Annotated in this window: 12 protein-coding genes; 2 read left to right on the top strand and 10 right to left on the bottom strand. The window is 71.9% G+C overall.

All coding sequences use genetic code 11. The features are described 5' to 3' along the window. Window positions 1–6 precede the first annotated feature (6 nt). Genes NOCA_RS10630 through NOCA_RS10615 form a run of 5 tightly spaced genes read right to left on the bottom strand, consistent with a single transcriptional unit; the run spans window position 7 to window position 3,150 of the window. Window positions 7–639 (bottom strand): histidine phosphatase family protein, encoded by a 633-nt coding sequence (locus tag NOCA_RS10630; RefSeq protein ID WP_011755281.1) that lies wholly within the window; start codon window positions 637–639, stop codon window positions 7–9. Beyond that, window positions 636–1,019 carry a ribosome silencing factor gene (gene rsfS, locus NOCA_RS10625; protein ID WP_011755280.1) on the bottom strand — a complete coding sequence of 128 codons (384 nt, stop codon included), beginning with the start codon at window positions 1,017–1,019 and terminating at the stop codon, window positions 636–638. Before rsfS ends, NOCA_RS10630 begins: the two co-directional genes overlap by 4 nt. Continuing rightward, complete coding sequence (gene nadD, locus NOCA_RS10620) at window positions 1,016–1,660, bottom strand: nicotinate-nucleotide adenylyltransferase (RefSeq protein WP_049774305.1); 645 nt, start codon at window positions 1,658–1,660, stop codon at window positions 1,016–1,018. The genes rsfS and nadD overlap by 4 nt, the downstream gene beginning before the upstream one ends. 11 nt (window positions 1,661–1,671) lie before the next feature. Beyond that, a complete protein-coding gene (locus tag NOCA_RS27820; RefSeq protein WP_011755278.1) occupies window positions 1,672–1,824 on the bottom strand; it encodes a hypothetical protein in 153 nt (50 codons plus the stop codon). A gap of 36 nt (window positions 1,825–1,860) precedes the next feature. Beyond that, on the bottom strand, window positions 1,861–3,150 hold the full coding sequence (locus NOCA_RS10615; RefSeq protein WP_011755277.1) for a glutamate-5-semialdehyde dehydrogenase: 1,290 nt from the start codon (window positions 3,148–3,150) through the stop codon (window positions 1,861–1,863). Between the two features lie 133 nt (window positions 3,151–3,283). On the opposite strand from NOCA_RS10615, the gene NOCA_RS10610 reads away from it, so the two are divergent. After that, window positions 3,284–4,777 carry a lysyl oxidase family protein gene (locus tag NOCA_RS10610; protein ID WP_011755276.1) on the top strand — a complete coding sequence of 498 codons (1,494 nt, stop codon included), beginning with the start codon at window positions 3,284–3,286 and terminating at the stop codon, window positions 4,775–4,777. Window positions 4,778–4,873: 96 nt separating this feature from the next. Here the strand turns inward: NOCA_RS10610 and NOCA_RS10605 are convergent, their stop codons facing one another. From NOCA_RS10605 to NOCA_RS10590, 4 genes are all read right to left on the bottom strand, one after another. Further along, window positions 4,874–5,827 (bottom strand): electron transfer flavoprotein subunit alpha/FixB family protein, encoded by a 954-nt coding sequence (locus tag NOCA_RS10605; RefSeq protein ID WP_011755275.1) that lies wholly within the window; start codon window positions 5,825–5,827, stop codon window positions 4,874–4,876. A gap of 27 nt (window positions 5,828–5,854) precedes the next feature. Next, window positions 5,855–6,637, bottom strand: a complete 783-nt coding sequence (locus tag NOCA_RS10600; RefSeq protein WP_238383451.1) for an electron transfer flavoprotein subunit beta/FixA family protein — start codon at window positions 6,635–6,637, stop codon at window positions 5,855–5,857. A gap of 166 nt (window positions 6,638–6,803) precedes the next feature. Continuing rightward, window positions 6,804–7,136, bottom strand: a complete 333-nt coding sequence (locus NOCA_RS10595; RefSeq protein ID WP_011755273.1) for a hypothetical protein — start codon at window positions 7,134–7,136, stop codon at window positions 6,804–6,806. Window positions 7,137–7,143: 7 nt separating this feature from the next. After that, on the bottom strand, window positions 7,144–7,923 hold the full coding sequence (locus tag NOCA_RS10590; RefSeq protein WP_041546462.1) for an enoyl-CoA hydratase/isomerase family protein: 780 nt from the start codon (window positions 7,921–7,923) through the stop codon (window positions 7,144–7,146). Between the two features lie 95 nt (window positions 7,924–8,018). Between NOCA_RS10590 and glgX the strand changes: the two genes are divergently transcribed. Further along, entirely contained in the window at window positions 8,019–10,175 is a 2,157-nt protein-coding gene (gene glgX / locus NOCA_RS10585) for a glycogen debranching protein GlgX (protein WP_011755271.1), read from the top strand. 164 nt (window positions 10,176–10,339) lie between these two features. Here glgX and glgP read toward each other — a convergent pair whose 3' ends face one another. After that, window positions 10,340–12,928 carry an alpha-glucan family phosphorylase gene (gene glgP, locus NOCA_RS10580; RefSeq protein WP_011755270.1) on the bottom strand — a complete coding sequence of 863 codons (2,589 nt, stop codon included), beginning with the start codon at window positions 12,926–12,928 and terminating at the stop codon, window positions 10,340–10,342. Window positions 12,929–12,940 lie beyond the last annotated feature (12 nt).

Raw genomic sequence — 12,940 nt, 5'->3', positions numbered from 1 at the left:
GGTCGGTCACACCGGCTCTGCGAACGACAGCACCCGGTTGTAGGCGACCAGGCGCATCGGGCCGTCCACCACCGGCCCGTCGAGCACCGCCCACCCGCAGTTCGCCATGCCGTGCAGCGCGGCGCGCTCGGTGACCGGCCAGCCGAGGAGCACCGGCACGGAGTCGCGGATCGCGGCCCCGTGGGAGACCGCCACGGCGAGCTCGCCCGGACCGATCGACGCGAGCAGCTCGTGCAGCGCGGCGGTCATCCGCGCCGTCACCTGGGCGGCCGTCTCGCCGCCGGGGACGACGTCGAAGTCGCCGGTGCGGAACACGGCGAACTCCTCGGGCGCGGCGGCGGCGTACTCCTCGTGGGTCAGGCCCTGGCGCTCACCGAGGAAGTACTCGCGCAGCCGGGGGTCGAAGGTCGGGTCCAGGCCGGCCTCCTTGGCGAGGTACGCCGCGGTCTGGCGGGCCCGCGCGCTGTCGGAGCACCAGAGCGCGGCAGGGCCCATCGCCGCGACCACCGGGGCGAGCGCGGCGGCCTGCCGGTGGCCGGTGTCGTCGAGCTCGGAGTCGAGCTGGCCCTGGACGCGGCGTACGGCGTTCCAGGCGGTCTGCCCGTGCCGGATCAGGAGCAGGCGGCGCGGAGCGCTCACCGGCCCTGCTCGGCCGCCGTGACGTCCGCGGGCAGCGGGATGGCGGGGCAGTCGCGCCACAGCCGCTCGAGGGCGTAGAACTGGCGCTCCTCCTCGTGCTGGACGTGCACGACGACCTCGCCGTAGTCGATGAGCACCCAACGCCCGTCACGCTCGCCCTCGCGGCGGAGCGGCTTGGCGCCGATCTCGCGCAGCTTGTCCTCGATCTCGTCCACGATGGCCTTGACCTGCCGGTCGTTGCTGGCCGAGGCGAGCAGGAAGGCGTCGGTGATCGCCAGCTGCTCGCTGACGTCGAAGGCGATGAGCTGCTGGGCGAGCTTCTCGGAGGCGGCCCGGGCGGCGGTGTGGACGAGCTCGACGGCCCGGTCGGTGGCGGTCACTGCATGTCCTCGCTGGTGTCCTTCGTGGTGTCCGGGGGGATGACGCGTGGGTAGAGGTCGTACTTGGCCAGGTACTGCACGACCCCGTCGGGCACGAGGTACCACACCGGCTCACCGCGCTGTGAGCGCCGGCGGCAGTCGGTCGAGGAGATCGCCAGGGCGGGGATCTCCACGATCGTCACCCGGTCGGTCGGGATCGTGGCGAGCGCCGCGTCGTCCATGAGGTACCCAGGTCGGGTGCATCCCACGAACCGCGCGAGCGTGAACAGCTCCTCGGCGTCGCGCCAGGTGAAGATCTCGGCCAGGGCGTCGACCCCGGTGATGAAGTAGAGCTCCGCGTCGGGCAGCTGCGCACGCAGGTCGCGCAGCGTGTCGATCGTGTACGTCGGGCCCGACCGGTCGATGTCGACGCGGGAGACGGTGAACCGGGGGTTGGCGGCGGTCGCGATCACGGTCATCAGGTAGCGATGCTCGGCCGGCGACACGTCGCGGTCGGACTTCTGCCAGGGGTCTCCGGTCGGCACGAACAGGACCTCGTCGAGGTCGAACCAGGCCTGCACCTCGGATGCGGCCACGAGGTGCCCGTGGTGGATCGGGTCGAAGGTGCCACCCATGACCCCGACCCGCCTGGCGGCGGTCATGCCGTCGGTGGTCAGCTGTGCTCGCGTCCCGCGCCGAAGGCCAGCAGGCCACCCAGCAGCGCCAGCAGCAAGACCAGCACGATGCCGCCCACCAGCCAGTGGTTGGGCACGCTCTCGTTGACGTGCTCCTCGGCGGCCAGGGCGATGGCGAACGCGTTCAGCATGGCCGACACCCTACCGGGCCCACGCCGGAGGCCGTGTCACCGGACGTGCCCGTCGCCGGTGACGACGTACTTGGTCGACGTCATCTCCGTCAGCCCCATCGGCCCCCGGGCGTGCAGCTTCTGGGTGCTGATGCCGATCTCGGCGCCGAAGCCGAACTCCCCGCCGTCGGTGAACCGGGTCGAGGCGTTGACCAGGACCGCGGCCGAGTCGACCGCAGCGGTGAACCGCCGCGCCGCCGCGAGGTCCTCGGTGACGATCGCCTCGGTGTGCTGGCTCGACCAGCGTCGGATGTGCGCGATGGCGCCGTCCAGGTCGGGTACGACGGCAGCGGAGATGTCCAGGGAGAGGTACTCCTGCCCGTAGTCCTCGTCGGTGGCCGGCAGCACCCCGTCCTCGGCCTGGAAGCGCTCGTCGCCGTGCACCGTCACGCCGGCCTCCTGCAGCGCCGCGACCACGCGCGGGACGAACGTGTCGGCCAGGTCCGCGTGCACCAGCAGCGACTCCGCGGCGTTGCACACGCTGGTCCGGTGGGTCTTGGCGTTGAGCACGATCGCGAGCGCCTTGTCGAGATCGGCCGCCCGGTCGACGTAGACGTGGCAGTTGCCGACGCCGGTCTCGATGACGGGCACCGTGGACTCCTCCACGACGGAGCGAATCAGCCCCGCCCCGCCGCGCGGGATCAGCACGTCCACGTGACCGCGGGCGCGCATCAGCGCCTTCACGCTGTCGTGGGAGTCTCCGGGGACCTGCTGCACGACGTCGGGGTCCAGGCCGGTTCCGGCGATGGCGTCGCGCAGCGCCGCCACGATCGCGGCGTTGCTGGAGCGGGCGCTGGAGCTGCCGCGCAGCAGGACGGCGTTGCCGGACTTCAGGCAGATGCCGGCGGCGTCGGCGGTGACGTTGGGCCGGGCCTCGTAGATCATCCCGACCACGCCGAAGGGCACCCGGACCTGGCGCATCTCGAGGCCGTTGGCCAGGGTGCTGCCGCGCAGCACCTCGCCCACGGGGTCGGGCAGTGCGGCGACGTCGCGCAGTCCCTGCGCCATGGCGGCCACCCGCTCCTGGGTGAGCCGGAGCCGGTCGACGATGTTCGGCGGCGTGCCGTTCGCCTCGGCGCGCGCCACGTCCTCGCCGTTGGCGGCCAGGACCTCGGGCTCGCGGGTCAGCAGCGCCTCGGCCATCGCCTGGAGGGCCGCGTCCTTCTCGGCCCGCGTGGCCAGGGCGAGGCCGTGGCTGGCGGCCCGGGCGCGCTCGGCGGCCGCCACCACCTGGTCGGCCACGCCGGTGGCCCCGGCCGCGTCGTGCTCGTCGTGCTGCGTGCTCATGGCTCCGAGGGTAGTTCGGGCCGGTCTGGACGCGTGCCCCGTCTTGCCGCTCGGCAACCAATCCGGGGCCGGCCGCGTCGTACGCTGCGTCAGCTCACCGCAGCGATCGCTGCCGTCGCGGAAGGACCCTCCCTTGATCCGCTCGACCTCGCGTTCCCTCGCGCTGCTCGCCTCGCTCGCGCTCGCCCTGCCCGCCGTGGCCCTGTCCACGCCCCCCGCCACCGCCAGCTCCAACCCGGCCGGCAGCCCCGCCGGCTCGGGTCGCGCGGCCGAGGCGGTCGCGCCGATCGCGCTGTGGGCGCCGCACGCGGTCACCGCCTCCGCCTACAGGAAGCGCACCTGGACCGACCTCGGCCTGCGCCTGACCGCGCAGGGCGCGCCGTTCGAGCTCTGGTCGCACCGCTCGTCGTACGACGAGGCGATCCGCACCGTCTGGCACACGGCCGACGGCGACGTGGCGCTGCCCGCCGGCTCGATGAGCACGTTCTCCGGGCTGGACGGGTTCCTGAGGATCGACATCACCCCGCAGCGCGGCGGCGAGCCGCTGCACGTGGTCCGCAAGGCCTGCCTGAACGGCTGGTCGGAGCGGGTCCGGCCGGACGCCCCCGCGCGCTCGGGCTACCCGGCCGGCTGCTGGTACAACCCGTTCAGCCTCGGCTCGGTGCAGGGCATCCAGGACGGCTGGGCGGCGCCGATCCTCAGCCAGGGCCGCCCGTTCCGGCTCACGCCGGGTTCGTACACCGTCACCGCGAGGATCGCCTCGAAGTACGCCGCCGTCTTCGGGCTGGGCGACGCCGACGCGACGCGCACCGTGCAGCTGACCGTGACGGCCGAGGACGTCGGCGGCGGGGCGGGCGCCCCTCCGGCCACCGGTCGGGTCGCCGTACCGGCCGCCCGCCAGCCGAGCGGACCGCAGGGCCGCGCACCCGAGGCCGGCCCGCAGCCGGACCTGCGCTCCCTGCCGGCGTGGGGCATCGGCCTGTCCGAGAACACGAACTACCTGCGCTTCTCGGCGACGGTCTGGAACGCCGGCGACAGCCCGTTGGTCGTCGACGGCTTCCGCCGGGACGGCGAGGACGAGATGGATGCGTACCAGTACTTCTTCGATGCCGCGGGCGAGCAGACCGGCTACCAGCCCGTCGGCCACCTGCACTGGGACCCCAAGCCCTCCCACCAGCACTGGCACTTCGAGGACTTCGCGCGCTACTCCCTGCTCGACGCCGACCAGCAGGAGACCGCGCGCTCGAGGAAGGAGGCGTTCTGCCTGGCCAACACCGACGCCGTCGACCTGACGGTGCCCGCCGCCGACTGGCGGCCCGAGAACACCGACCTCTCGACGTCCTGCGGCGACTACTCCTCGCTCTCGATCCGCGAGGTCCTCGCCGCCGGCTGGGGCGACACGTACGCGCAGTACCGCGCCGGGCAGTCCTTCGACATCCGCGGCCTGCCCAACGGCACCTACTACATCGCCGTGATCGCCAACCCCGAGAACAACCTGGCCGAGGCGGCCACCGACAACAACGTGGCACTGCGCCGGATCGTCCTCGGCGGCAAGCCGGGCCACCGCACCGTGCGGGTCCCCCAGGTCGGCATCATCGACGAGGAGGGGTACGGCGGCCAGGGTTGACCCCTCCCGGTCGAGTCGGAAGTCCCGGATCGACGGAGAGTCACGTCGACCCGCCCGGAGGGCTCCGGACGGGTCGACGTGGACGGCTGCGCTCACTCAGCCCTTGCGCTTGGTGACTTCCTCGGTGAGGGCCGGAAGGACGGTGTGCAGGTCGCCCACCACGCCGAAGTCGACCAGCTCGAAGATCGGCGCCTCCTCGTCCTTGTTGACCGCGACGATCGTCTTGGAGGTCTGCATGCCGGCCCGGTGCTGGATGGCGCCGGAGATGCCGGTGGCGATGTAGAGCTGCGGCGAGACGGTCTTGCCGGTCTGCCCGATCTGGAAGGTGTGCGGGATCCAGCCGGAGTCGACGGCCGCACGCGAGGCGCCGACCGCGCCGCCCAGGGCGTCGGCGAGGCCCTCGACGGACTCGAAGCTGCCGCCCGTGCCGCGACCGCCGGCGACCACGATCGCGGCCTCGGTCAGCTCGGGGCGCCCGGTCGCCTTGCGCGGCTGCGACGCCACGATCTGCGCGGCCTTCGCGGCGTCGGACACGGTCGCGGCGAACTCCTCGACCGTCCCGGCACCGGCGGCCTCCTCCGGCGCGGCGGAGTTCGGCTTGACCGTGATGATCGGGGTGCCCTTCGTGACCTTGGCCTTCAGGGTGTAGTTGCCCGCGAACACCGACTGGGTCGCGGTGCCGTCGGCCTCCACGTCGACCGCGTCCGTGATCAGACCTGACTCGATCTTGACCGCGAGGCGACCGGCGATCTCCTTGCCCTCGGAGGTGGAGGAGATCAGGACCGCCGCCGGCGAGGTCTTCTCCACCAGCTGCTGGAGGGCCTCGGCCTTGGGCGCCACCAAGTAGCCCTTGATCTGGGCGTCGTCGACGACGTAGACCTTCGCCGCGCCGTACGCCTTGACCTTCTCGGCCACCTCGGCGCCCTGGGCGCCGCTGCCGATGAAGACCGCCGAGGGCTCGCCGAGCCGCTTGGCGATGGTCAGGAGCTCGTACGTCGGCTTGCGGACGGCACCGTCGACGTGGTCGATGAGAACGAGAACTTCAGACACTTGGTCAGCTCCTCAGATGAACTTCGCTCAGATGAATTTCTTGGCGGCGAGGAACTCGGCGAGCGCCGTGGCGCCCGAGCCGTCCTCGTCCTTGACGATCTCGCCGGCGGTGCGCGGCGGTCGGGCCGTGGTCTCGGCGACCTCGGTCCACGCCACCGACAGGCCGACCTGGCCCGCGTCGACGCCCAGGTCCGCGAGCGACCAGGTCTCCAGCGGCTTCTTCTTCGCGGCCATGATGCCCTTGAACGACGGGTAGCGGGCCTCACCCGACTGGTCGGTCACCGAGAGGACCAGCGGCATCGTGGCGCCGATGACCTCGGTCGCGGTGTCTCCGTCCCGCTTGACGCGCACCTGGTCACCCTGGGTCTCGATGACCGAGGCCAGCGTGACCTGGGGCAGATTGAGGCGCTCGGCGAGCATCGCCGGCACCACGCTCATGTCGGCGTCGGTCGAGGACATGCCGCACACGACCAGGTCGACCTTCGCGTCGGCGCCGGCCTTCTCCACAGCCTTGGCCAGCACCAGCGAGGTGGCGGGCGCGTCCGAGCCGGCGATGGCGTCGTCGACGACGTGGATGCCCTGGTCGGCACCCATCTGCAGCGCCTTGCGCACCGCGTCGACGGCCTTCTCGGGGCCCACGGTCAGCGCGGTCACCGTGGTGCCCTCGCCTCCGGCCTTCTCCTTGAGCTGCAGGGCCTGCTCGACGGCGTACTCGTCGAGCTCGGACAGCAGCCCGTCGACGCCGACGCGGTCCACGGTGTTGTCCGACTCGAACTGCCGATCGGCAGTGGCGTCGGGCACGTACTTCACACAGACGACAATGTTCATGGTGTGTGGCCGGTTCGGCCCCTCCTGTGCACTCGGTTGGTCGTGAGGCTACCGCCGCGTCCCGGCGGTCGAAACTCGTGGTGGGGTTGGCTTTGTCACAGCGGCACTGTCAATGTCGGGGCATTGTCGGCGCGGGGCCGGCGCGAGGTCAGGGCCGGACGACGCGCTCCAGCAGCCGCCCGACGACGAGGTACGCGATCGCCCCGAGCCCCCAGTTGGCCAGCGCGTTCTTGGTCTCCGCGTCGCCGCCCTCGAACTTGAAGATGCCGTTGCCGCGGGAGAACACCTCGAGGTCCACGGCGTCGGCGACGTCGAGCACGAGCTTGACCAGCGCGTTGTCGCGGTTGGCGTCGAGCGCGATGCACAGCGCCCCTACGGCGAGGACCAGCGCGCACAGCACGGCGAGCAGCCACACCACCTGCGCCGCGCGGGCGCGCGCCCGGGAGCCCCGCCGCGCCGTCAGCGTCTTGCGACCCGCCACGTACCGCTCACCTGCCCTCGAACTGCGCCTTGCCCGGTCCGTTCTCGACGAAGGATCGCATACCGATCGAGCGGTCCTCGGTCGCGAACAGCGCCGCGAACTGCTGCCGCTCGATCTCCAGGCCCGTCTCCAGGTCGACCTCGATGCCGCGGTCGATGCTCTCCTTCGCGGCCCGCAGTGCGTACGACGCCGCCCCGGCGAACCGGCCCGCCCACGCGAGCGCCTCGTCGTAGACCGACGCGGCCGGGAAGACCCGGTCGACCAGGCCGATCGCCAGCGCCTCGTCGGCCTTGACGAACCGGCCGGTGAAGACGATGTCCTTCGCCTTGCTCGGGCCGACCAGTCGGGTCAGCCGCTGGGTGCCGCCGGCCCCCGGGATGATGCCGAGCAGCACCTCGGGCTGGCCGAGGACCGCGTCCTCGGCGGCGAACCGGACATCCGCGCACAGCGCCAGCTCGCAGCCGCCGCCGAGCGCGTAGCCGGTGATCGCGGCGACCACGGGCTTCGGGATCCGGGCCACCGCGCCGAGCGCGGACTGGAGTGGGCCGGAGCGCTTGACCATGTCGGTGTACGACATGTCGGCCATCTCCTTGATATCGGCGCCCGCGGCGAAGACCCGCTCGCCGCCGTACACCACCACGGCCTTCACGTCGTCGCGCTCGGTGGCCTCGACGGCCGCCGCGCGGATCTCCTCCTGCACCTGCACGTTCAGGGCGTTCATCTTCGGCCGGTCCAGCCGGATCGTGCCGACGCCGTCGGCCACCTCCAGTCGTACGAACTCACCCATGCCGTGACCCGCCTCTCTGTCCTGGTTGCCGAATCGGTCGCCGATCTCGATGGTCGCTCCCCGGCATTGTGCCGTCATCGGGAACAATGGGGTGGGTGACCCCCGGACTCTGGCGCGACCGCGGCGAGCGCGCACCGGTGTGGCCGGGACGCAGCTGGCCGCTGGGATCGACCTGGTCGGCGGAGGCCACGAACTTCGCGGTGCACGCCCCCCGAGCCACCGCCGCCTGGGTCTGCCTTTTCGACGAGGAGGGCCGCGAGCGCCGGCACCCACTCACCGAGCAGGAGCTCGGCATCTGGCACGGCGCGATCCCCGGCGTCGCCCCGGGAACCCGCTACGGCTACCGGGTCGACGGGCCCTGGGACCCCGCGCAGGGGCTGCGGTTCAACGCGGACAAGCTGCTGCTCGACCCGTTCGCCCGGGCGGTCTCCGGCGACCTGACCCTCGACCCGGCGATCTTCGGGTACGTCGAGGGCGCGCCCGACCGGCGCAGCGACACCGACTCGGCGCCGTACGTGCCGAGGAGCGTCGTCCTCGGCGACGACGACTTCGACTGGGACGACGACGCGCCGCCGCGGCACCCGTGGCAGGACTCCGCGATCTACGAGATGCACGTCAAGGGCATGACCGCCCTGCACGACCGGGTGCCCGAGGAGCTGCGCGGCACCTACGCCGGCCTGGCGACGCCCGCGGTCGTCGACTACCTCAAGGACCTCGGCATCACCGCCGTCGAGCTGCTGCCGATCCACCAGTTCGTCTCGGAGACCTCGCTCCTGGAGCGCGGGCTGGTCAACTACTGGGGCTACAACACCATCGGGTTCTTCGCCCCGCACAACGCCTACTCGTCCTCGGGCGACCGCGGCCAGCAGGTCACCGAGTTCAAGGCCATGGTCAAGGCGTTCCACGCGGCCGGGCTCGAGGTGATCCTCGACGTCGTCTACAACCACACCGCCGAGGCCGGGACGACGGGTCCGACGCTGTCCTTTCGCGGCCTCGACGACCGCGGGTTCTACTACCGCACCGGCGGCGACGGGCACGCCGAGCCGTTCGAGGACACCTACTGGGACGTCACCGGCTGTGGCAACACCGTCGACGCGTCCAACCCGTTCGCGCTGCGGCTGATCCTCGACTCGCTGCGCTACTGGGTGACCGAGATGCACGTGGACGGCTTCCGCTTCGACCTGATGTCGGCGTTGACCCGGGTGCACCGGCAGATCGACATGCGCAGCCACCTGCTCACCGCGATCGGCCAGGACCCGGTCCTGCGGCACGTGAAGCTGATCGCCGAGCCGTGGGACGCCTCGATGGACGGCTACCGGGTCGGTGAGTTCCCGCCGCCGTGGGTGGAGTGGAACGACCAGTACCGCGACGAGATCCGGGACTTCTGGCGCAACCACACCTCGGGCATCCGCGGGGTCGCCACCCGGCTGGCCGGGTCTTCGGACCTGTACCTCGACGACGGGCGCTCGCCGTACGCCTCGGTCAACTTCGTCACCGCCCACGACGGCTTCACGATGCGCGACCTCGTGACCTACGAGCGCAAGCGCAACGAGGCCAACGGCGAGGACAACCGCGACGGCACGGACAACAACCGCTCGTGGAACCACGGCGTCGAGGGCGAGAGCCACGACCCGGCGCTCGTGGCCATCCGTCGTCGCCAGGTCGCGAACATGATGGCGACCCTGTGCCTGTCCAACGGGGTGCCGATGATCACCGCCGGCGATGAGCGCGGCCGCACCCAGGGCGGCAACAACAACGCCTACGCCCAGGACAACGAGACGTCCTGGATCGACTGGCGTCCCGACGACGCGTGGCTCGACGTCTACGAAGTCACCAAGACGGCGCTCCGGCTACGCCGCGAGCACCCGGCGCTGCGGCAGCGGCACTGGTTCGAGGGCCGACCGACGCTGATCGGCGGCCCCAAGGACCTGGCCTGGCTGCACCCCTCCGGTCGGGAGATGAGCGGCGACGACTGGCACGACCCGACCCTGCGCGCGGTCGGCATGTTCGTCTCCGGCGCGCCGCTGCGCGCACCGGGGCCACGCGGCGAGCAGCAGGCCGACAAGTCGTTCGTGCTGTGGTTCAACTCCGACTGGCTGCCGCAGCGGGTCACGCTGCCGGAGAACGACTGGGTACGTGCCGGCGAGGTGGTGCTCTCGACCGACTTCAGGCTCCCTGTCGGCACCCCGGTCAAGGCCGGCGACCAGGTCCACATCGGGCGGCGCACGGTCGTCGTCTTCCGCGAGACCTGACCGCGTCTGGCGTGTCGGGGCTTCGCCCCGCCACGCCGGGTCGCGGACTCGGTCCTGGGCGGCCCATCCGACGGTGTGGTTGCGGTCGGCGCGTGGCCGCGGCATCCCGCACCTGCCGACACTTCCGGGACCTCGACAAGCTCGACCACCGGCGCCTAAGGGCCCTACAGCGCCAGGGCCACCAGGCCGAGCTCCGCGGGTGAGGTGAGGACGTCGTTGCGGGGCACGATCCGCACGGTGTAGCCGAACGACCCGGAGTGGTCCAGGACGACGTCGCCGTCGAACCGGTGCCGGCCGCCCTCGTAGGACTCGGCCACGTGCAGCCGGTCCACGAGCGTCTCGACCAGCTCGTCCTCGCCGTTGGTCTTGCCGTGCAGCAGCTGCACCTCGACGTCGTCGGGAGCCAGCGAGCCGAGGGCGACGAAGGCCCGCACGCTCATCTGGTCGCCGACCTCGGGGGCGTCGCCGACGCCGCTGCTCTCGACGTGGTCCACCCGCACCGCCGACCAGCCGGTCTTGACCTTCTTCTTCCAGGCGGCCAGCTCGGCGGCGCCGTGGAAGTCGGAGTTCAGCCGGTGCGCGGTCACGCACGCCGGGGTGTAGAGCTGGCGCACGTAGTCGCGGACCATCCGGGTGGCGAGCACCTTCGGGCCCAGCGACTTCAGCGTGTGCCGGGTCATCTCCAGCCAGCGGTTCGGGACGCCCTCGCCGTCGAGGTCGTAGAAGCGGGGCGCCACGTCGTTCTCGATCAGGTCGTAGAGCGCGGCGGCCTCGAGGTCGTCGCGGTGGTCGGGGTCCTCGACGCCGTCGGCGGTCGGGATCGCCCAGCCGTTGTCACCGTCGTACCACTCGTCCCACCAGCCATCGAGCACCGAGAGGTTCAGGCCGCCGTTGAGCGCGGCCTTCATGCCGGAGGTGCCGCAGGCCTCGTAGGGGCGCAGCGGGTTGTTGAGCCAGACGTCACAACCGGGGTACAGCGGCTTGGCCATCGCGATGTCGTAGTTCGGCAGGAACACGATGCGGTGCCGGATCTCCGGGTCGTCGGACAGCTTGACGATGTCCTGGATCAGCTTCTTGCCCCCGTCATCGGCCGGGTGCGCCTTGCCGGCGATCACGAGCTGGATCGGGCGCTCGGGGTGCAGCAGCAGCGACTTGAGCCGCTCGGGGTCGCGCATCATCAGCGTGAGCCGCTTGTACGACGCTGCGCGCCGCGCGAAGCCGATCGTCAGCACGTCGGGGTCCAGGGCGTTGTCGATCCAGCTCAGCTCCGCCTTGGCCGCGCCGCGCTTCTCCCAGGACCGGCGCAGCCGCCGGCGGGCGTCGACCACCAGCCGCTCGCGCAGCACCCGCTTGACGGCCCAGATCTCGGTGCCCGGCACCTTGTCCGCGGCAGCCCAGAAGCCGCTCGTGTCGTCGGACTCCGGGTCAGCGCCCTGGGCGATCGCCAGCTCGATCACCTCACGCGCGACCCAGGTCGGGGCGTGCACGCCGTTGGTGATCGACCCGATCGGCACCTCGGCCTCGTCGAAGGCGGGCCACAGGCCGTTGAACATCCCCCGGCTGACGTGGCCGTGGAGCTGGGAGACGCCGTTCGCGCGCTGCGCGAGGCGGAACCCCATCACCGCCATGTTGAAGACCGCCGGGTCGCCGCCCTCGTAGTCCTCGGTGCCCAGCGCGAGCACCCGCTCGACCGGTACGCCGGGCGTCGGGCCGGCCTCGCTGAAGTACTGCTCGATCAGGGTGAGCGGGAACCGGTCGATGCCCGCGGGCACCGGCGTGTGGGTGGTGAACACGGTCGAGGCCCGGCTGACCTCGAGCGCGGTGTCGAAGTCGAGCTTGGGGCCGCCCTCGGCCACGGTGAGCTCCCGGATCCGCTCCAGCCCGAGGAAGCCGGCGTGGCCCTCGTTGGTGTGGAACACCTCGGGGGCGGGGTGGCCGGAGAGCCGCGAGTAGGTGCGCAGCGCGCGCACGCCGCCGACGCCGAGCAGCAGCTCCTGGCGCAGCCGGTGCTCGCTGTTGCCGCCGTACAGGCGGTCGGTCACGTCGCGGTAGTGGTCGGGGTTGCCCTCGACGTCGGTGTCCAGCATCAGCAGGGGCACCCGGCCGACGCTGGCGACCCAGATCCGGGCCAGCAGCTCCGGGCCATCGGGCAGCGCGACACTGATCATCGCCCGGGCGCCGTTCTCCTCGCGCAGCAGCGAGATGGGCAGGCCGTCGGGGTCGAGGACCGGGTAGGTCTCCTGCTGCCAGCCCTCGCGGGAGAGGGCCTGCTTGAAGTAGCCGTGCCGGTAGAGCAGGCCGACGCCGACGATCGGGACGCCGAGGTCGCTGGCGGCCTTGAGGTGGTCCCCGGCGAGGATGCCGAGACCGCCGGAGTACTGCGGCAGCACGGCGGTGATCCCGAACTCCGGGGAGAAGTAGCCGATCGCCCGCGGCCCCTCCTCGCCGGCAGCGAGCCGGCGCTGGTACCAGCGGTCGCCGGTCAGGTACTGGTCGAGGTGGCCGACGGCCACACCGAGCCGGGCGAGGAAGCCCTCGTCGGCGGCCAGCTCCTCGAGCCGACGCCGACCGACGGCGCCCAGGAGCTTGACCGGGTCACGTCCCGTCGACTCCCACAGCACGGGGTCGATGGACTCGAAGACGTCCTGCGACTCGGGGTCCCAGGACCACCGCAGGTTGCCGGCGAGACGGCCCAGTCCGGCGAGGGCCGGGGGCAGGACGGGACGGACGGTGAATCGACGGATCGCACGCACCCGGCGACGGTA

Source organism: Nocardioides sp. JS614 (genome assembly GCF_000015265.1).
GTDB lineage: Bacteria > Actinomycetota > Actinomycetes > Propionibacteriales > Nocardioidaceae > Nocardioides.
The sequence above is the reverse complement of the archived record's forward strand: the minus strand, read 5'-3'. Positions and strand labels throughout refer to the sequence as shown.